This is a genomic window from Phytohabitans sp. LJ34 (genome assembly GCF_052068095.1).
Taxonomy (GTDB): Bacteria; Actinomycetota; Actinomycetes; order Mycobacteriales; family Micromonosporaceae; genus Phytohabitans.
In genome coordinates this window covers 41,474-67,559 of the sequence record NZ_JBQHDG010000035.1, presented here as the reverse complement: position 1 = coordinate 67,559, position 26,086 = coordinate 41,474, and the positions used below count along the sequence as shown (strand labels likewise).

Below are 26,086 nucleotides of genomic sequence, written 5' to 3'. Positions count from 1 at the left end.
CGCTCCCGTCCTTACCACGTCTGCCGGGGCCGCACGATGACCACGTCCTGCTCAGGACCGGTCACCTCGTACTGGGCCAGCCGGCTGTCCAGGCTCCTGTTCAGCTGCGAGTCCGTGTGCTGGGTGTAGAGGATGTCGCCATCCGGCGTGACCGCCGTGACCACCGCGGCGTGGTGTGCCCGGTCTTCGCCGGCGTTTTCGAAGTAGATGACGTCGCCGGGCCTGGCATCCGTCGTGGACACCTGTGATCCGCCGTTGTCCAGGAAGAAGTCCCGCTGCGCCTCGGACTGGGTCCAGGGCCTGCTGTGCGATCGGTCGTTGCTGTCGAGCCAATCCCAGCCGGTCTGGAGGCCCCGGCCCCACGAGTTGTCGCTCCATGTGCCCCAGGGGTCCATCTTCTGCTCCAGTCCGCCATTCAGCAGCGAGTGCGAGACGAAGTTGGCGCAGTTGTTGTCGAAGATGTCGATGCCGGCGTCGTCCCAGTGCTCCTGTGCCCAGCGGATCGTCTCCACCCGGTCGTAGCCATCCGAGCCGCGCAGGCCCGCTTTGACCTCGGCCGGGATGCCGTCGAGGTCGTGCAGGTCGACCGGCACGGCGCGCTCGTACTCCGCGCGTTGATCAGGAGTGAGCGCGGCCCACCACGCCGCCACCACCTGCGGGCTCTCTCCGATGGGCAGGCTCTCCCGGATCAGGTCGATCTGGTTCTGCGCGGCCGACTGTTGCACGCGCTGCGCCAGCGTCAGGGCCTCGTCCAGGCGCCCGCCGGCCACCGCCGCCGCGACGTCCGCCGCCGCCTGGGTCAACCTACCCAGCTCCGCCTTGACCTCTTCGTCGATCCGCGTCGCCGACTCGACGGCCTCGGCGATGATCTGGTTCGCCTGGCCAACCTCCGGCGGCACTTCCAGCCGGGTGAACTCCTGCGCGCTGACCCGACCGGAATCGCTGACGGTGAGCCCGTGCCGACGCGCGTAGTCGACGGCCGACAGCAGCGTCTGCTGTAGAGCCTCGACCGACTCGCCAAGTCCGTCGAGCGTCATCGCGACGCCCCGCAGCGTGATCGCGGCCGTCTCGAACCGTCTCGCCAGCCGCCGCAGGTTGGCGGCCGCGCGCGTGCCGACCTCGTCAGTCCAGTTTTCACCGACGGGCGCCGCGCCCCGCTCGTAGATATCGCCGGCCGACTCCTCCGCCAACTGCGCCAACGCGACCGCGTCGTCGGCCGCCGACTTCCACAGCTCAGGTCTCGCGTCACGGAGTTCCAGAAATGTAACCAAAACGCACACCCTGTCCAACACCCGCTCTTACCACCGCTACGTCCAGGTGGGGCGGCTGGTTCAGAGCAAGCCCTCCGGAACGCCGCTCACACGCGGGCGGGCTCGGCACAAGGCCGAGCCCGCCGCTGCGTGCCACCGGCTAGCGCCGCAAGGTGAGCAGGCCCGGTCGGTAAGGGAGGAGGCCGTAGTCGCCGCCGGAGTTGGGGGCGCGGCCTTGGTAGAGCAGTTGGAGGTTGCAAGGGTCGACGGTCATGGTCTGGTCGGCGTTGCTACGGATCAGCTCGCCGTGACTGATGTCGTTGGTCCACGTCGCGCCGCTGTTGGCCTTGCCCGCGAACGGGTTGCTCTCACTGGCCGCCTGCGGCGTCCACGTCCCACCCAAGCTGGTCGCCGTGAACGAGCGGAAGTAGCGACCCTGCGCGCCGATCGCCTCGACGATCATCAGGTACAGGTTCTGGTTTTGGAGCTTGTAGACCTGGACCGCCTCGAACAGGTTGTTCGTGCTGTCCGTCATGATCACCGTGGCCTGGTTGCCGAAGCTGCCCGGGAAGTTCCCGATCGGCATGCTGGCCCGGTAGATGCGGCCGTTGTCCCCGGCGAAGAACAAGTACATGTTGCTGCTGTCACCGATCAACGCCTGGTCGATTGGACCGGTGTCGGAGTTGGAGATGCTCGCCGTGGACAGCACCTGCTGCGACGACCAGCCATTCGGATTGGTCGGATCGCTGGACGTGCGGTAGGAGAACGCCGTACCACCCCACTGGTAGGCCAGCACCCAAATGTTTCTGGGAGCGAAGTAGAACAACGACGGCGCCACCGTGCCCGACGACATCGTGTTCTGGCTCGCCGAGGCCATCTGCGACCAGTCGGAGAAAAGACTGAAGTTCATCGAACCCCACGACGTACCAAAATCGTGCGTCGTCGCGTAGACAAGATGCCGCCCGTTGTACGGAGCATAGGTAAAGTCCTTCAACGACACCCACCCCGACTTCGGGTTCGCCAACGGACCCGTCGACGACCAGCTGTACCTCGACGGAAGTGGGCACGTGGGGGGCGGTGTCGTCGGGGGCGGCGACGTCGGCGGCGACGTCGTGGGCGTGGTGGTCGGGGGCGTGGTCGGCACGGTCGTCGGCGGCACGCCGCCACACGCCACGCCGTTTACGGCGAAACTCGTCGGTGCCGGGTTGCTGCTCGTCCAGGACCCGTTGAAGCCGAACGACACCGTGCCGTTGGTCGGTACCGAGCCGTTGTAACTCATGCTCCTGGCGGTCACGGCCGCGCCGCTCTGCGTCAACGACGTGTTCCACGCCTGGGTCACGGTCTGCCCGGCACCGAACGACCACGTCAACGTCCAACTGGTCAACGGGTCACCCAGGTTGGTGATCGACACGTTGGCGCCGAATCCGCCGGGCCACTGCGAGGACACGGCATAGTTTACCGAGCAGCCGGCGGCCGCGGCGCCAGCCGGCAAGGCCACGACAACAGCAGCCGACGCCAGCAAGGCGGCACCCGCCGACGCCAGGCCGAGCCTTGTCGCTCTGGATCCAGTCATGAATTACTCCTAATAGGATAGTGGCGACACCGCCGGGCGGCGCGGCACCGGCTGGTGCCGCGCCGCGCCTAGATCACGTGGCGGTGCAGCTGAGCGACGACACGGCGGACGCGCCGGTCCCCGTGCCGATGAAGCCGAACGCCGTGCCGGCACCCGCGCCGAGCGACCCGTTGTAGGAGACGTTTCGCGCGGTCACGCCGGTGCCGCTCGACGTGACGGTGGCGTTCCAGGACTGGCTGATGCTCTGGCCGTTGCCCAACGTCCAGGTCACCGTCCAGCCGCTGATCGGTTCGGAGCCGGCCGTGACCCGCATCTCGGCCTGGAAGCCACCGGACCATTGGCTCGTCACCGAGTACGCCGCCGTACACGACCGGCCACCTGGCGGCGGAGTCGTGGGTGGTGGCGTGGTCGGCGGAGGCGTTGTCGGGGGCGGGGTCGTGGGCGGCGGTGTTGTCGGCGGTGGCGTGGTGGGCGGAGGCGTCGTGGGCGGAGGCGTGCCGCCGCCGAAGGTGAACGCGTCCACGTCGAACAGGTAGCCCGATCCACCGGTGAACACGAGGAACAGGTTGGTGGTGCCGGCCGGCGGGTTGACCGTGCCGGTGACGTTGGTCCAGGTCTCCCAGCCGCCGGTGGGCGCGACGGTAGCGGTGCCGACCACCGGTCCGGTGGCTGAGCCGCTGCGCAGGGAGATGGTGCCACCCGAGCCGGCGGAGGCGACCCGCGCGGTGAACGACGTGGCGCCGCTCAAGTTGTACGGGGTGAACGAGATCCAGTCGCCGTTTTCGACGAAGCCGACCGCGTTGCCGCCGTTGGCCGACGGCTTGGCCACGATGGTGGTGCCCTGCTGGCCGCTGTAGTGCTCGGCCTGCCGGGTCCGTGGCTGCATGACCACCTGCGACGAGGTCACCGCCGTGGTCCAGCCGGCCGGGGTGTACTCGGCCATCAGCGCGCCGACGATGTTCGCGTTGGCGTCGTGTTCACCGTCCACGGTGGTCTGTATCGTGCCCGAGCACCCGGTGGTGCTGGTGATGTCATGACCGTGGCTGTCGTGCCCCAGGATGTACTTGACCTTCACACGGCTACAGTCGACCGTCGGCGTGTTCGGGTCGGTGACAGTGACCTCGAACGGGATGGCGTCACCAAAGTTGAACAGCCTCCCGTTCACCGGCAGGGTGAGGGCGACCGTCGGCCGGCCCACCCCGATCACCAGGCTCGCCGTCGAGCTGCGGCCGGTGCTGTCGGTGACCGTGAGCGTGGCGGTGAACTCGCCGTTGGCCGTGTACGTGAACGCCGGGTTGGCCGCGGTCGAGTCGGTGCTGCCGTTGGTGGTGAAGTCCCACGCGTAGGTGATCGGGTCGCCGTCCGGGTCGCTCGAACCCGCCGAGCTGAACTGCACGGTCAGCGGCGCGTTTCCGCTCGTCGGATTCGCCGACGCGGAGGCGGTCGGCGAGCGACCGCCACCGGAGTTGTACTCGATCCGGTACACCGCCGAGCTTGCGTCACCGCTGCCCCAGCCGGTGCCGTAGTCGAGCACGTACAACGCGCCGTCCGGCCCGAACTCCATGTCCATCACCTGGGTGCCGGTGTAGGCCGAGAACGCGTCGATCGCACCGACCCCGCCCGATGAGGTCACGGTCGCCGTCTTGATCCACCGCCGGCCGAACTCACCGAGGAAGACCTTGCCGTTCATCGACGCCGGGAACTTCACGTCCGACGCGAGCGTGGCGCTGTAGTTGTAGACCGGGCCCCCCATCGGCGACAGGCCTCCAGAGCCGAGCGCCGGCGGATTCTGCTCCCCGCCGTACGGCAGCCACGCCCTCTGCGAGGGTGGCAGCTGGGTGATGCCGGTGTTGTTGCGCGAGTTGTTCACCGGCCCGCCGGAGCAGTTGAACGCGGAGCCCGAAGGCCCGGACGGGAAGGTGTAGTCGATGTACGGCGTGTTGTAGTTCGAGCAGTACGGCCAGCCGTAGAAGCCGGGCTGCGTGATGCGCTCGAACGCGACATGGTTTGCCGGCCCGCGGGTGGGGCTGCTCGTGCCGGCGTCCGGTCCGTACTCGCCGAGATAGACGATGCCGGTCGCCTTGTCCACCGCCATCCGGAACGGGTTGCGGAACCCCATCGCGTAGATCTCGGGCTTGGTGTTCGCCGTACCCTGCGCGAACATGTTGCCCGCCGGGATCGTGTACCCGCCGCCCGTGCTCGGCCGGATCCGCAGCACCTTGCCGCGCAGGTCGTTGCTGCTGCCCGCCGAGCGCTGCGCGTCGTAAGCCGGGTTGCGGTCGGCCCGCTCGTCGATCGGCGTGTAACCGCTGGAGTCGAACGGGTTGGTGTCGTCCCCTGTGGACAGGTAGAGGTTGCCGGCCGCGTCGAAGTCGATGTCACCGCCGACGTGACAGCACATGCCGCGACTTGTCGGCACATCGAGGACCGTCACCTCGGACGCCGCGTTCAGCGTGAAGTCCGCGTTGACGGTGAAGCGGGACAGCCGGTTCACCCCGTTGAACGGCGCGAACTGGGCAGCCGAACCCGTGGCGGGCGCGTCACCGTTCGGCGTGGACAACCTGGGCGAGTAGTACACGTACACCCACCGGTTCGACGCGAAGTTGGGATCGGCCTTGATGCTCTGAAGCCCCTCCTCGTCGTGCGTGTACACCGGGATGGTCAGCGCCACCTTCGTGTTGCCGGCCGGATCGGTGTAGCGGACCGTGCCATCCCGCGAGGTGTGCAGCACGCCCCGGTTGGGCAGGACCGTCAGGCCCATCGGCTCGCCGACCTCGGCGACGCCCTTGGCCAGCGTCACCTGGCGGTAGCCGGCCTGCGGCGGCTGGCCGGTCGAGCAGTTGCCGGTCCCCTGCGCCGCGTACCGGATACCACCCAACAGATGCCTGCGGAAGTTCGCGTCGCTGAAGCTCTCGATGGTGTGGCCCATGCCGGTGTACCACGAGCGGCCGCCGTCGTAACCACGGCACCACGCGATCGGATGATCCCCACCCATCGAGCCACCGGAATAGGTGCTCTCGTCCAATGTGGCCAGCACGTGGGTCTGCGAACGCGGGTTGGTCCGGAAGTTGTACCACTCGTCGAATCGCTGCCACGCGGTCGGCAGACCGGTCGTCGACGGATGGGCCGTGTCCTCGATCCGCACGGTGGCGTTCTGGTTGGCCGGGTGGCTGGCGAAGTAGGCGCCGACGAGGTTGCCGTACCACGGCCAGTCGTACTCGGTGTCGGACGCCGCGTGGATGCCCGCGTATCCCCCGCCGCCCCGGATGAAGCCCTCGAACGCCGCCTGCTGGCTGGCGTTCAGCACGTCCGCGGTGGTGGAGAGCCAGACGACCGCCTGGAAACGCGCCAAGTTCGCCGCGGTGAACTGCGCCGCGTCCTCCGTGGTCTCCACGGTGAAGTTGTTTTGGGTGCCCAGCTGCTGGATCGCGGCGATGCCCGCCGGGATCGAGTCGTGCCGGAAGCCGGCCGTCTTACTGAAGACCAGGACACTGAAGTCCGCCGCCGCCCGAGCCGGGACGGCGGTGAAGCCGACCGCCGCCATGATCAAGGCAAGGCAGAAGGCCAATCTTCGAAACATTGGTCTTGAGGTATGCGGCATCATAGGCCTTTCTCTGATGTGGACGGTGGTGGGTGACGTCTCGTGGCACGCGCCGCCCGGCCTCCGGCCGCACGCGAGGCCCGCCGAGGCTCACACCGCCGTGATGGTCCACTTGTTGTCGGTGCTGGCGTTGGGAGTCCACATGCCCGCGGCGGAGCCGGCGGTGTGTATCGTCGTCCCGCCACCTCCGCCAGCTGGAGCGTGAAATGCTGTCGTCGGTCAGCCAGTAGGGGACCTGGATGTCGGCCGGGCCGCCACGCTCGAAGTCGAAGACCGAGCCGGCTGGAGGGCCCAGCGGTGGCGAACGCGACCCCACCCCTCCGAAGACCGGTAGCGGCGGCGCCGGGGATCCCGGCCATCGTGACAAGCCCGCGTCGCGTGAACGTGAACATAGACGACGAGGACATCGTCGGGGATTCCTCTCGCGTGGGTGCCCAGCAGCGCACGAGCGCCAGGCATCACACGTTAGATCACCGTTCGAACGGAGTCAACATCTTCGATGTTCGCTATGAGCAGGGCATCCTCCATCGCGAGGACGGCGCTCTTCTAGCTGAGCGTGATAAGTCATCTGATGTATCAACCGGCCGCCACATCGACCGGGATCCATGGTTGACATCATACATCATACGACTTATGTTTCAGCCACTCGCGCATCGTCGGGGTAGGCAAGGAGACATACCTGTGCTACGTCGAGCAATCTCGGCCCCATGGCTCGGGGCGATCATGGCGGCCATGCTCACGGTCGCCGTCGGGGCGTATGTCCTCACGACCGTCACATCAGCGGCGGCGGCCACGACCGCCGGCTGTGGCAAGGCCCCGGGGCTGAACAGCGGCACCCACACCATCCAGAGCAGCGGCAAAAGCCGCAGCTTCATCCTGCGGCTGCCCGACAGCTACAACAACGCCTATCCACACCGGCTGGCCTTCGGCTTTCACTGGTTGGGCGGCACGGCGGACCAGGTCGCTTCGGGTGGGACCGACGGAGCCGCCTGGGCGTACTACGGCATGCTCTCGCAGTCGAACAACACCACGATCTTCGTCGCCCCGCAGGGGATCGGCAACGGCTGGGCCAACTCCAACGGCGAGGACGTCACCTTCACCGACGACATGATCCGCATGATCGACAACGCCCTGTGCGTCGACACGACGCAGCGGTTCTCGGTGGGGTTCAGCTACGGCGGCGCGATGAGCTACTCGCTGGCCTGTTCCCGGCCGACCGTCTTCCGCGCGGTCGCGGCGATCGCGGCGCCCGGGGCGATCAGCGGATGCAGCGGCGGCACCCAGCCGGTGGCGTACATGGGGATCCACGGCATCAACGACAACATCCAGAGTGGACGCTCGCTACGCGACAGGTTTCTCAGGAACAACGGCTGTGCCGCGCAGAACGCCCCCGAGCCCGCGGCGGGCAGCCGCACCCACATAATCACCACCTACTCGTGCCAGGCTGGGTACCCGGTCGTCTGGGCCCCGTTCGACGGCGGCCACCAGCAAGGTCCGGTGGATGGTTGCGCTGGCTGTGAGAGCGGGGCGCGGAGCTGGGTCAAGCCCGAGGTGTGGCGGTTCTTCACCCAGTTCGGACCCACTCCGCCGACCTCTCCCCCGCCGTCGAGCCCTCCGCCGTCGAGCCCACCGCCCGGCCAGCAGAACGTGATGGTCGCCGGTGGCCAGTCGGGCCGCTGCCTCGACATCCCCAACTCCAGCACCAGCAACGGCACCCGGGTGCAGCTGTGGGACTGTCACGGCAGCACCAACCAGCGCTGGACGCACACCGCCAACCGCACATTGACCGTCTACGGCAACAAATGCCTGGACGCCAGCGGGGCGGGCGGCGGCAACGGCACCGCTGTGATCATCTGGGACTGCCACGGCGGCACCAACCAGCAGTGGAACCTGAACTCCAACGGGACCATCACCGCCGTCCAATCAGGACTCTGCCTGGACGCCGTCGGTGCCGGCACGAACAACGGCACGCAACTGCACCTGTGGACCTGTCACGGCGGCGCCAACCAGCAGTGGAGCACCCGCGGCTAGCCGGCGGGCGCTTCCCGTGCGGGTGAGCCGCGCAGAAGGCGGTACGCGAGGTACAGCGTGGCGAGGCTCAGCAAGACGTTCGCCACTCCACTGAAGATCAGCACGGCGGTGGGCACGTCCGGGCTGGGTATCCCGAACGCCTCGCCGCTGCCGCCGATGATGATCAGCAACGACACGAGGACGATCACGATCGTGCCCACGGTGCCGATCCGGCCGAAGCTGGCGGCGGCGAGTGTCGCCGCCGCCAGCACGATCGTCAGGACCACGGGCGCACCGATGGCGGTGCCTCGCAGCCACATCTCCGCGGTCACGTTGTCCGGATCGCCCGCTCCGCCGAATTGCGCCGGCCAGCGCAACGCCACGCAGATCGCCGTGGTGACGACGTGAAACGCGACCACTGCGACGTTGAGCTGGATGAAGCGGCTTCTCACCTGGTCCATCGCCAATCTCCCTCGGTCGTCGGCATCAACCTACGCCGCGCCGCATGTCGCGGGTGAACAGCGTGGACGGCGGCGTTCCTGGTGTAGACAGGTAGGAGGTCGCCGAATCCGGGGAAGGGACAGATCTGCCATGCCCGTACAGCTCAACCACACCATCGTCGAGGCTCAGGACCGCGACGCCACGGCAGAGTTCCTGGTCGAGATCCTGGGGCTGGAGCCGGCTGGGACGTTCGGGCCGTTTCGCGTCGTCGAGCTCGGCAACGGAGTCTCCCTCGACGTCGCCCAGGCCGGCGGGCCGGTGCACTCCCAGCACTACGCGTTTCTGGTCAGCGAGGACGAGTTCGACCAGATCTGGACCCGCATCAAGGATCGCGGGCTCGCCTTCTGGGCCGACCCGTTCCACCGCCAGCCCGGGCGGATCAACACCAACGACGGCGGCCGTGGTCTCTACTGGACCGACCCGAACGGCCACAACCTCGAGATCATCACCCGCCCATACGGGGGATAAGTTTCAATATCTTGCCGCCGGGGAACAAGCGCCTCTCGGCCGACATCGACGCCGGTCGGTCCTGTGGGGGAGGCGCAGATGGCAAGGGTTCGCAGGGTCGCGGTGCTGGCGGCGGTCACCCTCGCCGTCACGGGGTGTGGCGGGGTCGGCGGCGGCGACGACACGGCCGGCAAGGGTGCGATCAGCACCCTCGGTTTCAGCCTGCCGGACGAGATCGCCACGACCCGGGTGGAGACCTTCAAGAAGGCTCATCCCGACATCCCGGTGACGATCACCGAGGGCGCGTTCGACGAGCAGCAGTTCCTCTCGGCCGTCGCGTCCGGCAACCCGCCGGACCTGGTCTACATGAACCGCAAGCTGATCGGCACGTACGCCAAGCAGGGCTCGGTGCTGGCGCTCGACGACTGCGTCGCCAAGCAGGGCATCGACATGGCGCAGTACCGGCCGGCCGCCAAGGACGAGGTCACCCTCGACGGCAAGGTCTACGGCATCCCCGAGTTCTACAGCGTCCGAGTCGTCTACATGAACGAGGCGATCCTGCGCGAGGCGGGCCTGACGCCGGACGACGTCGACCTCTCCGACTGGGCCGGCCTGGCCGGCGTCAACGCCAAGCTGGCCAAGGTACAGGGCGGCAAGCTCACCCGGATCGGCATCGATCCCAAGCTCCCCGAGTTCCTGCCGATGTGGGCCAAGGCCAACGGCGCCGACCTGCTCCTGCCCGGCGGCAAGACGGCCAACCTGGACCATCCGAAGGTGGCCGAAGCGCTGGCCACGGGCCTGTCGTTGATCCGGGCCCAGGGCGGTTGGGGCAACTTCAAGGCGTTCCGCGACACGTTCGACTTCTTCGGCGCGCAGAGCCCGCTGGCCAAGAACCAGATCGCGGTGTGGCCGATGGAGGACTGGTACCTCAACGTCGCCGGCCGGGAGACGCCGGAGGCGGAGCTGGCCGTGCGGCCGTTCGTCGACCGGTCGGGCAACCCGCTGACGTTCGCGTCCGGCTCCGCGTGGGTGATCCCGAAGGGCGCGAAGAACCCGGACGCCGCCTGCACGTTCGCCAAGACCATGACGGCCACCGACACCTGGTACGCGGCGGCCAAGGTGCGGGCGGACAAGCGCGCGGCCGACAAGACGCCGTTCACCGGGCTCTACACCGGCAACATCGAAGCCGACAAGCGGATCTTCGACGAGCTCTACAAGCCCAGCGGCAACAAACGCTTCGACGACGCGGTGCAGACCATCCTCTCGGTGCAGGACAAGGGATTCTCGCTGCCCGCGTCACCGGCCGGCGCCGAATTCGACAAGGCATGGTACGACGCCGTCAACCGGGCGCTGTCCAGCGGCGGTGACGGAAGCGCGGAGCTCGCCCGCGGCCAGCGCGAGGCGTCAGCCGCGCTGAGCCGCGCCGCCGGCTGATGACCGCCCGGCGCCACCGCTCGACCCTCACCCGGCAGGAGGGTAGATGGGCGCTGCTCTTCCTGGCCCCGTGGATCGTCGGCTTCCTGGTGTTCTACGCCGGACCGATGCTCGCGAGCCTGTGGCTGAGCTTCACCGACTACGACATCGTCAATCCGCCGAGGTTCGTCGGACTCGACAACTACCGGCAGATGGTCGCCGACCCGATGGTCGCGCGGAGCCTGCGCAACACCGTCTACTACACCGTGCTGCACGTGCCGTTGGCGATGGCCATCTCGCTCGGCCTGGCGCTGCTGCTCAACCGGGTCGGTCGGCTGTCCGGCTTCTTCCGTACCGTGTTCTACCTGCCGGTGATGACGCCGGCCGTGGCGGTCGGCATCCTGTTCCTGCTGCTGCTCAACACGCAGGACGGGTTGGTCAACAGGTTCCTCGGCTGGTTCGGCGTCGACGGGCCGAGCTGGACCACCGACCCGGATTGGGTGATGCCGGGCATCGTGCTGATGAGTCTGTGGAGCCTCGGCTCCACGGTGATCATCTACCTCGCCGCGCTCCAGAACGTACCGCGCGAGCTGCACGAAGCGGCCATCGTGGACGGTGCCGGACCGTGGCAGCGGTTTCGGGCCGTCACGCTGCCGATGATTTCGGGCGCGCTGTTCTTCACGTTGGTGGTCAACACGATCGCGTCGCTCCAGATGTTCAGCGAGGTCTACACGATGTACTTCGGCAACCAGACCACGCAGCAGCGGTTCAACGCCGACGCCGCCACGTTCTACGTCATCTACCTGTTCCAGCAGGCCTTCCAGTTCCTCCACATGGGATTCGCCTCGGCCCTGGCCTGGCTGCTCTTCCTGGTGATCCTCCTCATCACCGTCATACAGGTGCGCCTGTCGAAACGGTGGGTCTACTACGAGAGCGAGGAGTCGTGACGTCGCACCGGCGCGGCCCGTGGCGGATCGTCTTCCTGGCGGCCCTCTCGGCCGCGGCCGTGGTCTTCATGTTGCCGTTCGTGTGGCTGATCAGCGCGTCGCTGCGGGAGCCCGGCTACGTCTTCTCCCCTGGCCTGCTACCGCTGCCGTTCCGCCCGGAGAACTACCACGAGGCCCTCAACGCGGTGCCGCTGCCGCTGTGGCTTTTCAACAGCCTGCTCGTCGGCGTCGCCGCGGCGGTCTCGGTGACCCTCTCCAGCGCCTGGGTGGCGTTCGGCTTCGCGTACTTCCGGTTTCCCGGCCGGGACCTGCTCTTCGGCCTGGTGCTGGCAACGATGATGCTTCCGTTCGCGGTCACCATGATCCCGACCTACTTGATCTGGTCGGAGCTGCGGTTGGCCGACACCCAGGTGCCGCTGTGGGCGGGCAACCTGTTCGGGTCGGCGTTCTACATCTTCCTGCTCCGCCAGTTTCTGCTGTCGCTGCCGCGCGACCTGTTCGAGGCCGCCCGGGTCGACGGCGCCAGCTATCCCGGGCTGTTCTGGCGGGTGGCGTTTCCGCTGATCCGGCCGGCGCTGCTGGTGGTGCTCGTCTTCGAGTTCAAGGCGAGCTGGACCGATCTGATGAAGCCGCTGATCTACCTGCGCGACGAGAGCCTGTTCACCCTGCCGCGCGGCCTCAAGGTCGTGCTCGACCGGTTCGGCTACGGCGGCGAGCAGGACTGGCACGTGGTGCTCGCGGGCAGCGTCATCGCGACGATACCGATGATCATCGTGTTCTTCCTCGGCCAGCGCCACTTCATCCAGGGCATCGCGACCACGGGCCGCAAGGGCTGACACCACGGCCGCCGGTTCGCGGGTCGATCGGCCGGTCGACGCGGTCAGGGCCGGGCCGGCGGCGCGGTGCTGTCGCGGACGACCAGTGTGGTGGCCAGCTCGGTCCGCGGCTGGCTCAGGGCCTCGCCTGCGGCGAGGGCGAGGACCATCCGGGCGGCCACGGCGCCCATTTCGGTGAACGGCTGCCGCACGGTCGTCATCGGTGGCCAGCACCAGTTGGTGGTGTCGATGTCGTCGAAGCCGACCACGCTCAGCTCGTGCGGGATGCGCAGGCCGAGCTCGGCGGCGGCCGTGTACACGCCGAGGGCCTGGAGATCGTTGCCGCACAGCACGGCGGTCGGCGGGTCCGGCAGGCGCAGCAGCTCGCGGCCGAAGTCGCGACCGGCCCCGAAGTCGAAGGGCCCGGTGCGCACCAGCCGGGGATCCAGCGGGCTGCCGGCGGCGTCCAGCGCCGCTCGGCAGCCCTCCAGCCTGGCCCGCGCGCCGAGGTACTCGGCCGGTCCGCTGATCACGGCGATGCGGCGGTGGCCGAGGTCGAGCAGGTGCCGGGTGGCGGCGATCGCGCCGCTCCAGTTGGTCGCGCCGACCGAGGGGGTCGGGTGCACCGGCTCTCCCGTCGGGTCGAGGGTCACCATCGGGATCGCGCTGGCGGCCAGTTGCGCGCGCTGCGACGGGGTGGTGTTCGGGTACACGGCGATCACGCCTATCGGGCGCCGCGCCAGGACCCACTCGGTCCAGGGCCGGCCCTGTGAGGTGCCCTCGTCGTTCACCTCGGTGAAGCCGAGGGCGAGCTCGTGCTGGCGGGCCACCTGCTCCACCCCACGCATGATCTTGATCGCCTGATTGCTCTCCAGCCCGTGGAACACCACTTCGACGGTGGCCGTGGGAGGCACCGCGTCGGGCCGCCGGTAACCGTGCTCGGCCAGGAGCGCCTCGACCCGCTGCCGGGTCTCCACCGCGACACCGGTCCTTCCGTTGAGCACCTTGGACACGGTCGGCTTCGACACGCCGGCCAGGCGCGCGATCGTCGCGATGGTCAACTCTCCGCGCCGACGGCCGCGCCGCTGGCCTTCCACAATCCGTTCCGTCACGGCGGCAGTGTATGAGGCGGCCCCGATCAAATCGATGACGATCACGGCGCATCGGTCAAAACCGAGCTTGGTCATCACCGGGGCCGGGTTGCCAACCGAACTGTTTCCATCGATACTGCTAACTGTTTCGAGCCGGACGCGGTCGGACGGAGTGGCAGTCCACGACCGCATCGCTGGACGTCGCCCCGCGACGCCCCGGCGCCTCGGTGCCGCCTGACCACGAGGCGGGCCGCCCCCTGATCGGCCAGCACCGGCATCGTCTCACCGCGATGTTAACGCTCACTTCCTCACCCCCATCCCCCACCGAAAGGGTTCGAGATGCGCAATCGCATACCGCTACGCGCTCGTCTGGCAACCGTCGCGGTCGCCGGCCTGGCCATAGCCGGGACGGCTGTCGCCTTGTCCGGTCAGGCCTCCGCCGCCGCCGGTTGTCAGGTGAACTACTCGGTCAGCTCGCAGTGGCAGAGCGGGTTCGGCGCCAACGTCACCATCACCAACCTCGGCGACCCGATCAACGGGTGGACGCTGACCTGGTCGTACTCAGCCGGGCAGCAGATCACCCAGGCGTGGAACGCGACGGTGACGCAGTCCGGCGGTCAGGTCACCGCCCGCAACGCCAGCTACAACGCGGCGATCGCCACCAACGCCAACGTCGCGTTCGGGTTCAACGGCTCCTGGAGCGGCAGCAACCCGGCCCCGACCAGCTTCACGTTGAACGGCACGGTGTGCACCGGCGGCGTGAACCCGACCACCGGGCCGCCCACCAGCAACCCGCCGACCAGCGCTCCGCCCACGAGCGCGCCACCGACGACGACACCGCCGTCGGGCAGCCTGCCGACCAGCTTCCGGTGGCGGTCGACCGGGCCACTGATCGCGCCGAAGTCGGACGCCACCCACAACATCCTCGCGGTGAAGGACCCGTCCGTCGTGTACCACAACGGCCGGTACCACGTCTTCGCCAGCACCGCCAACAGCAACGGCAACTACAGCATGGTGTACATGAACTTCACCGACTGGTCGCAGGCCGGCTCGGCACAGCACCACTACCTGGACCAGACCCCGGTCGGCGGCGGGTACAAGGCCGCGCCGCACGTGTTCTTCTTCGCCCCGCAGAACCGCTGGTACCTGGTCTTCCAGACCGGTGACAACGCGGCGTACTCCACCACCAGCGACATCAGCAACCCGCAGTCGTGGACCGCGCCGCAGCGTTTCTACCCGGGCGGCATGCCACAGATCATCCGGGACAACATCGGCAACGGCTACTGGGTCGACATGTGGGTCATCTGCGACACCGCGAAGTGCTACCTGTTCTCCGACGACGACAACGGTCACCTGTACCGGTCCGAGACGTCCATCGGCCAGTTCCCGAGCGGCATGACGAACACCGTCATCGCGATGCAGGACACCCGGAACCGGCTCTTCGAAGCGCCGAACATCTACAAGATCACCGGGTCCAACACGTACCTGATGATCCACGAGGCGATCGGCTCGGACGGCAAGCGCTGGTTCCGGTCCTGGACGGCACCGGCCATCACCGGCCCGTGGCGGGCACTCGCGGACACCGAGGCGAACCCGTTCGCGCGGGCCAACAACGTCACCTTCGACGGCGCCGCGTGGACCCGGGACATCAGCCACGGCGAGGCGATCCGCGCCGGCAACGACCAGACCCAACCGCTCAGCCCGTGCAACATCCGCTACCTGTACCAGGGCATGGATCCCAACGCCGGCGGCGACTACAACCGCCTGCCGTGGCGGCTCGGCCTGCTCACCCAGACCAACTCCACGTGCTGACCGAAAGGAGGACCCGATGCGGAGGATAAGCGGCCTGCTCGCCGCGGCGTCGGCCGCCGCGATCGCCGTCGCCGGAACGCTGCTGGCCATCAGTCCCGCCAGCGCCGAGTCGAACGGCGGCGTGCGCGTCATGCCGCTCGGCGACTCGATCACCGACGGCCTGAACGTGCCCGGCGGCTACCGGATCGAGCTGTGGCAGAAGTTCGTCGCCGGCGGATACAAGATTGACTTCGTCGGCTCCCAGTTCAACGGGCCACCCAGCCTCGGCGACCACGACCACCAAGGCCACTCGGGCTGGACCATCGCGCAGATCGACGCCAACGTGGTGAACTGGCTGCGCGCCACCACCCCGCGCACCGTCCTGCTGCACATCGGCACCAACGACATGTTCAGCCAGTCCGCCGGCGCGCCGCAGCGACTGTCCACATTGATCGACCGGATCACGAACACCGTGCCGGACGCCGAGGTCTTCGTCGCCTCGATCATCCGGTTGAACGGTGCCGACGCGCAGGTGCGCACCTACAACGCGGCGATACCGGGGATCGTGCAGAGCAAGGTCAACGCCGGCAAGCGGGTGCACTTCGTGGACATGTACCCCGCGCTGGGCGCCGGTGACCTGGCCGACGGCGTGCACCCCAACGCGGGCGGCTACGCCAAGATGGCAACGGTCTGGTTCGACGCGCTACGCGCGGTGCCACGCAGCATCACGGACGGCACCACGCCCACGTCGCCGCCGCCGACCACCACACCGCCGACGAGCGCACCGCCAGCGGGTGCTTGCTCCGCTACATATCGGACGGTCAACTCGTGGGGCGGTGGGTTCCAGGGTGAGGTGACGGTGCGTGCCGGCAACGCGGCGATCAACGGTTGGACGGTGCGGATGACCCTCGCGAGTGGACAGAGCATCACCAACTTGTGGAACGGCGTGAACACGGGCACCAGCGGTCCGGTCAGCGTGCGGAACGCGGCGTACAACGGGGCGCTGGGTGCCACCGCGTCGACCACGTTCGGGTACGTCGCCAACGGCAACGGCGCCGCCGCTCCCACCGGTATCACCTGCACCAGCCCCTGATTGGAGAAGAGTGAAGAAGAAACTGTTCTGCGCGTTGGCGGCGGCCGTGCTGGCCGCCGCCACGGCGGCGGTGACGTTCGCGGCGCCCGCGTCGGCGGCGACGCTGACCGAGGTGACCGGCTTCGGCACCAACCCCAGCAACATCCGCATGCACATCTACGTGCCGGACCGCCTCGCCGCCCGGCCGCCCATCGTGGTCGCCGTGCACTACTGCGGCGGCTCCGGGCCGGGCTTCTACAACCAGACCGGATACGCCGGGCTGGCCGACCGCTACGGCTTCATCGTCATCTACCCCTCGGTCACCCGTAGCAGCGGCTGCTGGGACGTCTCCTCGCCGTCCGCGTTGCGCCGCGGCGGCGGCAGCGACCCGGTCGGGATCGCCTCGATGGTCAGCTACACCCAGCAGCGGTACAACGCCGACCCCAACCGGATCTTCGTCACCGGCAGCTCCTCCGGAGCCATGATGACCAACGTGCTGCTCGGCGACTACCCGGACGTGTTCAAAGCCGGCGCCTCGTTCGCCGGTGTGCCGTTCGCCTGCTTCGCCACCACGAACGGCTCGGAGTGGAACAGCACCTGCTCCGGCGGCCAGCTCATCAAGACGCCGCAGGAGTGGGGCGACCTGGTCCGCAACGCCTACCCCGGCTACACCGGCCCCCGACCGCGGATGCAGATCTGGCACGGCACCAACGACGACACCCTGCGCTACCCGAACTTCGGTGAGCAGGTCAAGCAGTGGACGAACGTGCACGGGCTGAGCCAGACGCCGTCGTTCACGGACACGCCGCAATCCGGGTACACGCGGACCCGGTACGGCGGCACGGGTGGCATGGCGCCGGTCGAGGCGATCAGCATGCAGGGCGTCACCCACAACCTGCCGATCGACGCCGCCCAGGTGATCCGGTTCTTCGGCCTGGACAGCTCCACACCGCCGACGTCCAGCCCGCCGACGTCGGGTCCGCCCACGTCCGGTCCGCCGACCTCGGCGCCGCCCACGACGGCGCCACCCGGTGCGTGCCGGGTGACGTACGCGGTCAACGCCTGGAACACCGGCCTCACCACGGCGATCACCATCACGAACACGAGCACAGCCGCGGTCAACGGCTGGAACCTGGCCTTCACGCTCCCCAGTGGACAGACGATCACCAGCGGGTGGAACGCCTCCTACACGCCGAACACCGGGTCGGTGACCGCCCGCAACGTCTCCTACAACGGGGCGATCGCGCCGAGCGCGTCGGTCGGGATCGGCTTCCAGGCGACCCACACCGGCAACACCGGCCGGCCGCCGTCGTTCACTCTCAACGGATCCGCCTGCACGGTGGGCTGACCGACCGCCGAACGTGAGGCCATCGCAGCGCCCCGGGCGGCGGTGGCCTCACCGGCCCGTCGCGGGCTCCCGCCGGACGCTAGACCGGGTCGGCGCCGGCGCCGGTGTTGGTCGGGCGGGGATCGCGCAACGGCCGGGCGCCGGCGACGAAGCGGTCCAGGGCCGCGCCGTGCAGCACGGTGCCGGCGGCCGGGTCACGCAGCGCGCGGGTGGTCAGCCGGGCCACCGGCAGCCGGCCAGGTTTCCGCGCGGCGGCCAGAACGACGTTGCCGTGCCGCCGGCCGCGTAGCATCGCCCGGCCGGCGATCAGGCAGACGTCGGGGAACACGGCGCGCAGCGTCGCCGCCTGGACCCGCGAGTAGCCAAGGGGCGGCAGGTCGGTCAGGTTGACGGTGTAGAGCCCGTCGGGCCGCAGCACCCGCGCCACCTCCGCCGCGAACTCGACACCGGCCAGATGCGCCGGCATCTGGGCCGCCTGGTAGACGTCGGCGAGCACCAGGTCGTAGCTGGCCGCCGGCTCGGCCTCGACCGCCTCCCGGGCATCGGCCAGCAGGACCCGCAGATCCCCCCGGGGTAGCGGGAGCTCGCGCCGGACCAGGTCGAGCACGGCGGCGTCGCGCTCCACCACGACCTGGGTCGAGGCCGGGCGGGTCGCGGCCAGATAACGCGGCAGCGTGAAGCCGCCACCGCCCAGGTGAAGGGCGCGTACCGGCTCACGCGTGGGCGCCGCCGCGTCGACGACCGAGGCCATCCAGCGCACGTAGTCGAAATGCAGGTAGGTCGGGTCCGCCACGTCTACATAGGACTGGGCGACCCCGTCGACATACAGGATATGGGCCTCCGGGCGGCCCGAAACGGGCGTGAGCTCGGCCACCTGCGACCCGCCCGGCGCCCGGTCGGCGGCACGTCGTCGCTGGTGTCGGGCCATAGCGCCCACGCTAGCCCGGTCTGGCCGTACCAGCGACGACGCCGCCACGACCATCGTCGTGAACGCGCCGAAGGTCTCCCCCGGCGACGTCGTCGAGACACCCGGCAGGCGACGACCTCAGGCTTCGCCGTGGCCGATGACCACGAAGCCGAGCGGGTCGGCGAAGATCGCCGGCACGGCCTCCCACTTGTCGGAGAAGATCGCCGGCGCGGCCTCCCACTTGTCGGAGAAGATCGCCGGCGCGAAGCCGAAAGGATCCTCGAAGGCCGCGTGCGCGAAGTGGAACGGGTCTTCGAAGATCGCGTGCGCGAAGTCGAACGGGTTTTCGAAGATCGCCGGTGCGACGGCCACCGACTCGTTCCAACCCACCTGGGCCGATGCCGCGGCGGCAGGCTGGACCGGCGCCAACACCACCGCCGCGGTGGCAACCAGGACAGCAACGCGGGACAGGTTCACGATCGTCCTCCTCGAGGAGCTGGGCGAATCTACGGCGCCAAGCCTGCGCCAACGCGTTCATCGAAATCGCATCACCTGATTCATCGATCAGGGTGCCGCCGCGACGACGGCAGTCCCCGCCCATGGGGCGGGCGTGTCATCCTCGTCCGGTGGAACCGGGCCGATTGTTCTCCGATGCGACGGCTGCGCCGATCCCGTCGCAACATGTGTCGCGATACCTCGGTCGTCCGGACCCGGTCGAGGCGCTGGCCCGCCTGCGCGCCGGCAATGTCCGGTTCACCCTGGGCACCTCGCCTCCCGCCCGCGCGCTGAACGGCGGCGTCGCCCCGCAGCCCTTCGCGGTCGTCGTCGGCTGCATCGACGCGCGGGTGCCGGTGGAAGCGGTGTTCGGGCAGGGCATCGGCGCGATCTGCGTGGTCCGTTCCGCCGGCCACGTACTGGACCGCGCCGTGATGGGTTCGGTCGAGTTCGCGGTGACCGACCTGGAGGTGCCGCTGGTGGTCGTGCTCGGCCACGACGACTGTCGCGCGGTAGCGGCCGCGTACGAGGCCGTCCGCACCGGACGCCGACCCGCCGGCGCTCGCCAGTACCTGGTCGACGAGATCGCTCCCGCGATGCCGACGGCCGGATCGGTCGACTACAGCCTCGACGAGGCCACGCGCAGCCACATCCATCGCACGGTGGCCACTCTCCGGCAAGCCGACTACCTGAAAGAGGCACTCGCGGCCCACCGGATCGACGTCGTCGGTGGGATCTACCGGCTGGAGAGCGGTCACGTCGAAATGCTGTAGTCCCTTCGGGCGCTCAAGGGTCGCCGGTCGTCCCGGCGGTCGTCGGGGAGGCCGCGTGCGGCCGGACCGCGCCGCGACATCCATGCGACCAGCGCGCACGATCGGCGGTAGAGTACGCAGCTGACCGCGCTCATCGGGCCGTTCGTCCGTATCGGCGGCGTCGTGGAGCCGTACCAGGTCAACGGGCAGCCGGGTGCGATCCTCCGCGACCGCGACGGCAAGGTCGTCAACACCGTGGCGCTCGACATCCTCGACGGACAGATCCAGGCGATCCGCACGGTGCTCAACCCCGACAAGCTCACCCACGTAGGCCCGGTGGCCGACGCTTGGACCGTCCTCCGCGAGACGACCCAGGCACGCACGCGCGGCGACCGCGAGGACTGACCACGCCGGTCAGGTAGTTACGGGGCCGGTGCCGGCCGTGAGAGTGCGGGTCGCGGTGAGACCGGCGTCCGTGGTCCTGCGGAGGAAGTCGGCGAGCAGCTCGAGCTGCTGCTCGTCGTAGTCGCCGCAGATCGAGTCCATCGCCGAGTTCATGCCGGCGAACAGCTTGTACATCTCGCGGCCGCGGTCGGGCAGCGCCCGGACGGTGACCGCGCGCCGGTCCGCGGGGTCGCGTTCACGAGCGATCCAGCCGGCGTTTTCGAGCCGGTCGAGGATTCCGGTCACGGTGGCCGGATGCAGCCCGGCCTGGCGGGCGAGGTTGCTGGGGCTCAGCGGCCCGTGCCGGTTGACGAGGTCGAGGCAGTCCATATCGGTGTCCTTGATGGCGAGTTGGACGCCGACCTGGCGGTTGAGCGTCGACAGCTGGTTGTGCAGGTCACGCAGGGCGTCCTTGATCTGGGTGGTGAGTTGCCTGCGGGCACGCCCGCTTCCGGATGTTACGTGACTCATATTGTTTGGAATCCAAAGTCAAGATAGTTTGAGTCTCATACGATACGAGATAGAGAGGGGTTAGTCATGATCCTGGTTACGGGCGCCACCGGCGTCGTCGGCAGGCACGCCGTCCGGCTACTTGTCGAGCAGGGGGCGAAGGTCGCCGCCGTCACCCGCGACCCGCAGGCCGACCTCCCGGCGGAGGCACATCTCGTCCACCCCAGCGAGGTCACCACCCTGCCCGGCGTGGAGGCCATCCTGCTCAGCCCGCGCGCCACCGGAGCCGCCACCGTCGACCTGCTGGCCCACGCGCGCGAAACAGGCGCGACGAGGGTGGTCGTGCTGTCCTCCCTGACCGTGCCGTACCCGGCCGGGCACGCGCGCTTCCGGCAGCAGTTCCAGGCGGTGGAGAACCTCGCCAAGGAGTCCGGCCTGGACTGGACGATCCTGCGCTGCGCCGACTTCGCCGCCAACACCCTCGCCTGGGCCGGGCAGATCCAGGCGACCGGCACCGTGCGAGGGGCATACCCCGACGCGAGGACCTCGACCATCGACGAACGCGACATCGCCGCGGTGGCGGCCATCGCCCTGACCCAGCCGGACCACACCGGCCAGACGTACCTGCTCACCGGCGAGCAGTCGCTGAGCCAGCCGGAGAAGGTCGCCGCGCTCGGTGCCGCGCTCGACCGGACACTGTCGTTCGTCGAGGCCACACCGGACGAGATCCGTCGCGGCATGCTCGCCGCCGGCCTGCCCGACGAGGTACCCGACCGGCTGCTCGGCTCGCTGGCCGACTACGCCCGCGAAGCCGGACCCACCACCGGCACCGTGCGGCGGCTGCTGGGACGCCTGCCGCGCGCGTACGCCACCTGGGCGGAAGACCACAGCGCCGCCTTCACCCGGAAGCAGACAGGATCATGACCAGGTACGCCCGTTTCGCCAGCCTCGTGTTCGCGGGACTGTTCGCCGGGTTTCTCACCGGAGTCCTCGTCCTGGAGCTCTCGCTGCGAGGCTTCGACAGCGCGGTCTACACCCAGGTCCGGTTGGTCGAGCTCGACTCTCTCGACAATCTCGCCGTCGCCACGCTCCTGCCGGCGTTGATGGCCACAGCGGTGCTGGTCTACCGGACCTTCCAGACAAACACCCGATGGTTGACCGTCGCCGCCCTGGCCCTCCTGGTCTTCATCTTCGGCCTAACGCTCATCGTCAACCTGCCCATCAACTCCGACCAGCTCGGCTGGAACGCCCAGTCCCCGCCCTCCGACTGGGCCGACGTGCGGGATCGCTGGCAGATCGCCCACACCGTCCGCACGGTGGCCGCGGTCCTCGCCTTCGCGGTCCTCGCCCTCGCCGCGCCGATGTCCACCCGGAGCCGATAGAAACCCAACACACGCCCAGCCCGCCCCGATGGCGAGCTGGGCGTGCCCAGTTGAACTTCAGCGGCCCGACGCGGCCCGCCCGTCGCAGAACGCCTCGTCGACGCGCCTACGCACCGCCTTGCGGAACGCCGCCACCATCGACATCGCGATATCGTCCACATAGGTCACTTAGGCAGTCAGGATCTTAGCGCCGCCGGGTGTGCTGTACATCAGCGTCGCGTAGCCCTGGACGCCGCCGTTGTGGTGAGGACGGTGACGCCGCAGCTTGGCGGGGGAAACGGAGTCGGCGTGGTGCCGTCCTGCACGAACAGCGCCCTGCCTAGCACACGTCGGTCAGCCACCGGCCCGCCTTCGAGCCACGCCTCCGCCGTTGAGCAGGGCCGATGTGTGGTAGGTGCTGGGCGTGGCCCTGCCGGGCGGGATCATCGAGCGGATGCTGTTAGCGCGTTACGTGGGTACCGCGCTGCAAGGCGCGATGGCAGCGGAACGTCGCCGCCTTCTTCCCAGTCCTGGCAGTCCTCGATGAGCACCGCGACCGGCCATTGTGGATCGTCCTCGTTGAGCTCACCCCACGACACCGGGTCGATCTCCTCGACCGTCTCCCACGCCTCGTCGTCCTCCCACCACGTGTCGGCGCCCCGGCCGAACTCGGCCATCACCGGCTAGTCGAGGGAGCCCTGTGGGCATGATCGAGTGCGCGCTCATCGGCATTACCGGACACCGACGAGCGATGTCGCCGTCCGTTCGTGACGCCATGGAGGCTTGCACCCTTGGAGGTACGCACCTTGCCTACTGGCGGGACTGGGCGATGGACCCGGAGTGGGCAGAAGCCGACATAAGGCCTGACTCGTGACGATGGCCCCCAGACAGGCGTGCGGTATTGACGCGTGCATGCTTGAGGGCTGCACTGGATTCGGGGGCGCTGCACCACGACTCGGTTCGAGGGAGAGCAGCGATGACTACGACCGAGACGTTCAACCTCTTGCAGCCGTACCAGATCGCCGACGAGACGTTCGTTATCCCGTGGGCGCTGGAGGCCCCACCGGTCGGACACTTCCCGATGAATTCGATGGTGATTCGCGGGGCCGAGCCGGTGCTCGTGGACACCGGGGCACCGGCGGTGCGGCCACAGTGGCTCGAGGCCGCGTGGTCCGTGGTCGACCCTATGGACGTGCGATGGATCTTCCTCACGCACGACGACCGTGACCACGCCGGCAATCTGCTACCGGTCCTCGCCGCATGCCAAAACGCGACGCTGCTGACCACCTGGTTCTCGATCGGACGCATGGCCGAGGAGTGGGAGACGCCCATCAACCGGTGCCGCTTCATGAACGAAGGCGACACGATCGACCTGGCCGACCGGACGCTGGTGGCCAAGCGACCGCCGCTGTTCGACAATCCGACGACACGCGCCCTGTTCGACACGAAGACCAGTGTCCTGTGGTCGGTGGACACCTTCGCAACGAACGTGCCCACACCCATGCCTGAGATCGCGGAGCTGTCCGCCGACGAGTTCCGCGACGGTCAGTTCTTCGGCGGGCGTCTGGTCTCGCCCTGGGCGACGCTGCTGGACAGCCGCAAGTTCCAGGCGGTGGTAGACGACATCCAACGACTCGACGCCGAAGTCATCGCCGGCTGTCACACGCCGGTCCTGCGTGGCCCACGGGTCGCGGAGGCCTTCGACCTCCTGCGCCAGCTCCCCGACATTCCGCCGTGGCAGGAGTTCACACAGGAGGACCTCGACCAGTGGATGGCGGCCGCCGAGAGCACCGTGCCACCGGAACAGCCACGGCCGTCGGCCACCTAACAATTTGTCCAACGAGTAACCACGCTCCACACCGGACAGAGCCGAAGCGAGAAAGCGCAGGTCAGAGGGTGGCCGCCGGGGACTCGAACCCCGAACCTACGGACTAAAAGAGGTGGGTCATAAACGGACCATGCACCCGTTGCTGAGATCCGCCAGCGGTACGGTCCCCGCGCACCACGCATGACCTGCCTGCGGGCCTGCGGTGGCCTCTCCGTCGGACTGCCCTGGACACCGGCCACCATCACCAACTCCAAGGGCCTGCGGCGCGAACCCCACCGCACTAGCGGCCAGCGAACTGACCGCGTACACCGTCCGACTCCTGCGCGACGGCGCCGACCTGGCATCCATGCCCACCCTGCTACGCACCAGATGCCACCAGCAGCGCACCATCTACCGGAAGAGGACAACCTGTTAGGTCGTCCGGCCGTGGACGCCAGCCGATCTACGGCGGCGGCCTGGCCGCACACGGTCCGACGGTCGACTATTGGTTCCTGTTGGATCCGTAGGGCCCAGACGCCACCCTTGCCCCGTTCCGGACACGATCCTGACCAGAGGCCCGACGGTTGATCGCGGCTTGCCTCGGGCATTCGCTAGATCACCCTCACTCACATCGGCTACGACCGCTGCGGCCAGGCCGACGTCAGCGCGGCGCGGACCGTGCGGCGGCTGACCTGGTACTTCTGAGCGATCGTCCGGCCCGACATTCCCGCGTGGGAGTCACGCCGGATCGCCGCGAACAGGTCAACCTTCGACGTCGGCATCGGCGGGCTCCGTCCAGACCCCGCCGATGCTCCCACCGTCGCCGGTGGCGCCAAAACTCGCGAACATTGAATCCATCCGATCGAGGCAGGAAACCCTGGTGTGCCCGGACAAGCGAACAAACCCCAGCTCAATGGCGGTGGAGCCGTTCAACAATCGGTGGAATGTCAGCAAGCCCGTGCGTCGCGGGACTGTCAGCCGTCTTCCAGGGCAAATCTGGCTCTGGCCAGAGTGAGCAGGCCGAGGTCGACCCAGATGTCGCGGGCGGAAAGCCTCTCAGCCGGCCCGGCCCAAGGTCACAGTGCGGGATCCGGGCGCGAAGTCACCGAAGGACTGTTGCCAGGACTCGCCGGGCCAGTAGTACGTCACACGGCCCTCGATGGGCTGGTAGCGGGCTGTGTAGAGCGTTCTCGACCCCTGCTCGTCGACGGATCGATAAAGCGGCGGCTTCAGCATCGCCGCCACATCCGCGCCCGCGGCGCGGATGGCTCGCAGCCGCTCCTGCGTCCGCATGGCCCGTTCCTGCTCGTCGGTCACCGGCAGGTGCTGGTGATTGGCGGCGCAGGCGTCCGGCGCCACCGTCGGCGAGATATCCGGCCCCACGAACACCGTCATCGCCTTCTTGGGATCGACAAGGGTGAGGTTCTGGGGGACGGCGACCGGTAGGGACCGCAGCCTGTCGACCGCCTCATCAACGGTGTCGCACCTCTCCAGTAGGTAGCGCACGAGGATGAGAATGGCGAAGCCGCGTCCGTAGACGGAACGTCCGCCCCAGGTGAGCGAGACCGCGAGACCAGCGTCGTTCATCCCGTCCAGCAGCCCCCACAGCATGTCCTGCATCCCGATCACGGGGCGCAGGAAGCAGGAGGAGACGATGGTCCCTTCGCACTGGTCGGGCCGTAGGTCATAGTTGCGCAGGAGAGTGCCGTTCCTGCCGATCTGGGTGCAGCCCTGCGAGAACGGCCGCAGTGCCGCGTGGGTGAGGAAGGCTTCCGCCTCGGGCCGGTCGAGTTGGCCGGCAAGGCGGTCCAGAACCGGGACCAGTTCCGGCATGTGCGCACGGAACAGCGCCCGAACACGATCCGCGCCCTCCGGAGTCCGGCCCTCCTCGGTCAGCAGGCCCTCCATCTCCTGCCACAGGCCCCGGGCGTAGGCGGCCCACCGCCCGTCGCCGCCGTCGCCGACCTCGATCGCCCGGAAGGTCTTGCGCTGTTGCCGCACGACTGCCACT

Annotated in this window: 24 protein-coding genes and 1 pseudogene; 14 read left to right on the top strand and 11 right to left on the bottom strand. The window is 68.6% G+C overall.

Going from position 1 to position 26,086, the window contains the following annotated elements:
- Positions 1-11: 11 nt before the first annotated feature.
- The 3 genes from ACTMTJ_RS41990 to ACTMTJ_RS41980 all read right to left on the bottom strand — a co-directional run bounded on the left by ACTMTJ_RS41990 (position 12) and on the right by ACTMTJ_RS41980 (position 6,403).
- The gene (locus tag ACTMTJ_RS41990) at positions 12-1,271 is read right to left on the bottom strand and encodes an amidase domain-containing protein (RefSeq protein WP_441224350.1); all 1,260 of its coding nucleotides are present in this window, start codon (positions 1,269-1,271) and stop codon (positions 12-14) included.
- A gap of 139 nt (positions 1,272-1,410) precedes the next feature.
- Positions 1,411-2,823 (bottom strand): non-reducing end alpha-L-arabinofuranosidase family hydrolase, encoded by a 1,413-nt coding sequence (locus ACTMTJ_RS41985; RefSeq protein WP_441224349.1) that lies wholly within the window; start codon positions 2,821-2,823, stop codon positions 1,411-1,413.
- 73 nt (positions 2,824-2,896) lie between these two features.
- Positions 2,897-6,403 (bottom strand): ThuA domain-containing protein, encoded by a 3,507-nt coding sequence (locus tag ACTMTJ_RS41980; protein ID WP_441224348.1) that lies wholly within the window; start codon positions 6,401-6,403, stop codon positions 2,897-2,899.
- Positions 6,404-7,156: 753 nt separating this feature from the next.
- Between ACTMTJ_RS41980 and ACTMTJ_RS41975 the strand changes: the two genes are divergently transcribed.
- Positions 7,157-8,455, top strand: a complete 1,299-nt coding sequence (locus ACTMTJ_RS41975) for a ricin-type beta-trefoil lectin domain protein (RefSeq protein WP_441224347.1) — start codon at positions 7,157-7,159, stop codon at positions 8,453-8,455.
- Here ACTMTJ_RS41975 and ACTMTJ_RS41970 read toward each other — a convergent pair.
- Positions 8,452-8,895: a hypothetical protein gene (locus tag ACTMTJ_RS41970; RefSeq protein WP_441224346.1), complete on the bottom strand. Its 444-nt coding sequence runs from the start codon at positions 8,893-8,895 to the stop codon at positions 8,452-8,454. The genes ACTMTJ_RS41975 and ACTMTJ_RS41970 overlap by 4 nt on opposite strands.
- 130 nt (positions 8,896-9,025) lie before the next feature.
- On the opposite strand from ACTMTJ_RS41970, the gene ACTMTJ_RS41965 reads away from it, so the two are divergent.
- The 4 genes from ACTMTJ_RS41965 to ACTMTJ_RS41950 all read left to right on the top strand — a co-directional run bounded on the left by ACTMTJ_RS41965 (position 9,026) and on the right by ACTMTJ_RS41950 (position 12,578).
- Entirely contained in the window at positions 9,026-9,403 is a 378-nt protein-coding gene (locus ACTMTJ_RS41965) for a VOC family protein (RefSeq protein ID WP_441224345.1), read from the top strand.
- 78 nt (positions 9,404-9,481) lie between these two features.
- Entirely contained in the window at positions 9,482-10,816 is a 1,335-nt protein-coding gene (locus ACTMTJ_RS41960; protein WP_441224344.1) for an ABC transporter substrate-binding protein, read from the top strand.
- On the top strand, positions 10,816-11,742 hold the full coding sequence (locus ACTMTJ_RS41955; protein WP_441224343.1) for a carbohydrate ABC transporter permease: 927 nt from the start codon (positions 10,816-10,818) through the stop codon (positions 11,740-11,742). Before ACTMTJ_RS41960 ends, ACTMTJ_RS41955 begins: the two co-directional genes overlap by 1 nt.
- Positions 11,739-12,578: a carbohydrate ABC transporter permease gene (locus ACTMTJ_RS41950; RefSeq protein ID WP_441224342.1), complete on the top strand. Its 840-nt coding sequence runs from the start codon at positions 11,739-11,741 to the stop codon at positions 12,576-12,578. The genes ACTMTJ_RS41955 and ACTMTJ_RS41950 overlap by 4 nt, the downstream gene beginning before the upstream one ends.
- 44 nt (positions 12,579-12,622) lie before the next feature.
- Here ACTMTJ_RS41950 and ACTMTJ_RS41945 read toward each other — a convergent pair whose 3' ends face one another.
- Positions 12,623-13,669, bottom strand: a complete 1,047-nt coding sequence (locus ACTMTJ_RS41945) for a LacI family DNA-binding transcriptional regulator (RefSeq protein ID WP_441224341.1) — start codon at positions 13,667-13,669, stop codon at positions 12,623-12,625.
- A gap of 318 nt (positions 13,670-13,987) precedes the next feature.
- On the opposite strand from ACTMTJ_RS41945, the gene ACTMTJ_RS41940 reads away from it, so the two are divergent.
- The 3 genes from ACTMTJ_RS41940 to ACTMTJ_RS41930 are packed head-to-tail and all read left to right on the top strand — an operon-like array spanning position 13,988 to position 17,859.
- Positions 13,988-15,460, top strand: a complete 1,473-nt coding sequence (locus tag ACTMTJ_RS41940; protein WP_441224340.1) for a non-reducing end alpha-L-arabinofuranosidase family hydrolase — start codon at positions 13,988-13,990, stop codon at positions 15,458-15,460.
- A gap of 16 nt (positions 15,461-15,476) precedes the next feature.
- On the top strand, positions 15,477-16,532 hold the full coding sequence (locus tag ACTMTJ_RS41935; RefSeq protein ID WP_441224339.1) for a cellulose binding domain-containing protein: 1,056 nt from the start codon (positions 15,477-15,479) through the stop codon (positions 16,530-16,532).
- A 10-nt stretch (positions 16,533-16,542) separates the two neighbouring features.
- Positions 16,543-17,859, top strand: coding sequence for an extracellular catalytic domain type 1 short-chain-length polyhydroxyalkanoate depolymerase (locus ACTMTJ_RS41930; RefSeq protein ID WP_441224338.1), 1,317 nt, complete (start codon positions 16,543-16,545; stop codon positions 17,857-17,859).
- Between the two features lie 79 nt (positions 17,860-17,938).
- Here ACTMTJ_RS41930 and ACTMTJ_RS41925 read toward each other — a convergent pair whose 3' ends face one another.
- Together ACTMTJ_RS41925 and ACTMTJ_RS41920 are read right to left on the bottom strand one after the other, a co-directional pair.
- The gene (locus ACTMTJ_RS41925) at positions 17,939-18,787 is read right to left on the bottom strand and encodes a spermidine synthase (protein ID WP_441224337.1); all 849 of its coding nucleotides are present in this window, start codon (positions 18,785-18,787) and stop codon (positions 17,939-17,941) included.
- Between the two features lie 117 nt (positions 18,788-18,904).
- A complete protein-coding gene (locus ACTMTJ_RS41920; RefSeq protein ID WP_441224336.1) occupies positions 18,905-19,243 on the bottom strand; it encodes a hypothetical protein in 339 nt (112 codons plus the stop codon).
- Between the two features lie 206 nt (positions 19,244-19,449).
- On the opposite strand from ACTMTJ_RS41920, the gene ACTMTJ_RS41915 reads away from it, so the two are divergent.
- A complete protein-coding gene (locus tag ACTMTJ_RS41915) occupies positions 19,450-20,034 on the top strand; it encodes a carbonic anhydrase (protein ID WP_441224335.1) in 585 nt (194 codons plus the stop codon).
- A 162-nt stretch (positions 20,035-20,196) separates the two neighbouring features.
- Entirely contained in the window at positions 20,197-20,418 is a 222-nt protein-coding gene (locus ACTMTJ_RS41910; RefSeq protein WP_441224334.1) for a hypothetical protein, read from the top strand.
- Between the two features lie 9 nt (positions 20,419-20,427).
- On the opposite strand, the gene ACTMTJ_RS41905 is transcribed toward ACTMTJ_RS41910, so the two are convergent.
- Positions 20,428-20,928 carry a MarR family winged helix-turn-helix transcriptional regulator gene (locus tag ACTMTJ_RS41905; RefSeq protein WP_441224333.1) on the bottom strand — a complete coding sequence of 167 codons (501 nt, stop codon included), beginning with the start codon at positions 20,926-20,928 and terminating at the stop codon, positions 20,428-20,430.
- 66 nt (positions 20,929-20,994) lie between these two features.
- On the opposite strand from ACTMTJ_RS41905, the gene ACTMTJ_RS41900 reads away from it, so the two are divergent.
- A complete protein-coding gene (locus ACTMTJ_RS41900) occupies positions 20,995-21,831 on the top strand; it encodes an NAD(P)H-binding protein (RefSeq protein ID WP_441224332.1) in 837 nt (278 codons plus the stop codon).
- Entirely contained in the window at positions 21,828-22,289 is a 462-nt protein-coding gene (locus tag ACTMTJ_RS41895; protein WP_441224331.1) for an anthrone oxygenase family protein, read from the top strand. The genes ACTMTJ_RS41900 and ACTMTJ_RS41895 overlap by 4 nt, the downstream gene beginning before the upstream one ends.
- A 422-nt stretch (positions 22,290-22,711) precedes the next feature.
- Here the strand turns inward: ACTMTJ_RS41895 and ACTMTJ_RS41890 are convergent, their stop codons facing one another.
- Positions 22,712-22,945: a hypothetical protein gene (locus tag ACTMTJ_RS41890; protein ID WP_441224330.1), complete on the bottom strand. Its 234-nt coding sequence runs from the start codon at positions 22,943-22,945 to the stop codon at positions 22,712-22,714.
- A gap of 299 nt (positions 22,946-23,244) precedes the next feature.
- Between ACTMTJ_RS41890 and ACTMTJ_RS41885 the strand changes: the two genes are divergently transcribed.
- Both ACTMTJ_RS41885 and ACTMTJ_RS41880 read left to right on the top strand, forming a co-directional pair.
- Entirely contained in the window at positions 23,245-24,096 is an 852-nt protein-coding gene (locus ACTMTJ_RS41885; protein ID WP_441224329.1) for an MBL fold metallo-hydrolase, read from the top strand.
- 168 nt (positions 24,097-24,264) lie between these two features.
- Positions 24,265-24,493: pseudogene (locus ACTMTJ_RS41880) on the top strand (ADP-ribosylglycohydrolase family protein); the annotation flags it as partial.
- Positions 24,494-24,710: 217 nt separating this feature from the next.
- Here the strand turns inward: ACTMTJ_RS41880 and ACTMTJ_RS41875 are convergent.
- Together ACTMTJ_RS41875 and ACTMTJ_RS41870 are read right to left on the bottom strand one after the other, a co-directional pair.
- The gene (locus ACTMTJ_RS41875) at positions 24,711-24,857 is read right to left on the bottom strand and encodes a hypothetical protein (protein WP_441224328.1); all 147 of its coding nucleotides are present in this window, start codon (positions 24,855-24,857) and stop codon (positions 24,711-24,713) included.
- Positions 24,858-25,131: 274 nt separating this feature from the next.
- Positions 25,132-26,076: a C45 family autoproteolytic acyltransferase/hydolase gene (locus ACTMTJ_RS41870; protein WP_441224327.1), complete on the bottom strand. Its 945-nt coding sequence runs from the start codon at positions 26,074-26,076 to the stop codon at positions 25,132-25,134.
- Between the last annotated feature and the right edge of the window lie 10 nt (positions 26,077-26,086).

Coding starts and splice junctions, on each gene's coding strand:
- ACTMTJ_RS41985 (WP_441224349.1), bottom strand. CDS start 2,823: ATGACTGGATCCAGAGCGACAAGGCTCGGCCTGGCGTCGGCGGGTGCC.
- ACTMTJ_RS41980 (WP_441224348.1), bottom strand. CDS start 6,403: ATGTTTCGAAGATTGGCCTTCTGCCTTGCCTTGATCATGGCGGCGGTC.
- ACTMTJ_RS41975 (WP_441224347.1), top strand. CDS start 7,157: ATGCTCACGGTCGCCGTCGGGGCGTATGTCCTCACGACCGTCACATCA.
- ACTMTJ_RS41970 (WP_441224346.1), bottom strand. CDS start 8,895: ATGGACCAGGTGAGAAGCCGCTTCATCCAGCTCAACGTCGCAGTGGTC.
- ACTMTJ_RS41965 (WP_441224345.1), top strand. CDS start 9,026: ATGCCCGTACAGCTCAACCACACCATCGTCGAGGCTCAGGACCGCGAC.
- ACTMTJ_RS41960 (WP_441224344.1), top strand. CDS start 9,482: ATGGCAAGGGTTCGCAGGGTCGCGGTGCTGGCGGCGGTCACCCTCGCC.
- ACTMTJ_RS41955 (WP_441224343.1), top strand. CDS start 10,816: ATGACCGCCCGGCGCCACCGCTCGACCCTCACCCGGCAGGAGGGTAGA.
- ACTMTJ_RS41940 (WP_441224340.1), top strand. CDS start 13,988: ATGCGCAATCGCATACCGCTACGCGCTCGTCTGGCAACCGTCGCGGTC.
- ACTMTJ_RS41935 (WP_441224339.1), top strand. CDS start 15,477: ATGCGGAGGATAAGCGGCCTGCTCGCCGCGGCGTCGGCCGCCGCGATC.
- ACTMTJ_RS41925 (WP_441224337.1), bottom strand. CDS start 18,787: ATGGCCCGACACCAGCGACGACGTGCCGCCGACCGGGCGCCGGGCGGG.
- ACTMTJ_RS41905 (WP_441224333.1), bottom strand. CDS start 20,928: ATGAGTCACGTAACATCCGGAAGCGGGCGTGCCCGCAGGCAACTCACC.
- ACTMTJ_RS41900 (WP_441224332.1), top strand. CDS start 20,995: ATGATCCTGGTTACGGGCGCCACCGGCGTCGTCGGCAGGCACGCCGTC.
- ACTMTJ_RS41895 (WP_441224331.1), top strand. CDS start 21,828: ATGACCAGGTACGCCCGTTTCGCCAGCCTCGTGTTCGCGGGACTGTTC.
- ACTMTJ_RS41890 (WP_441224330.1), bottom strand. CDS start 22,945: ATGGCCGAGTTCGGCCGGGGCGCCGACACGTGGTGGGAGGACGACGAG.
- ACTMTJ_RS41885 (WP_441224329.1), top strand. CDS start 23,245: ATGACTACGACCGAGACGTTCAACCTCTTGCAGCCGTACCAGATCGCC.
- ACTMTJ_RS41875 (WP_441224328.1), bottom strand. CDS start 24,857: ATGCCGACGTCGAAGGTTGACCTGTTCGCGGCGATCCGGCGTGACTCC.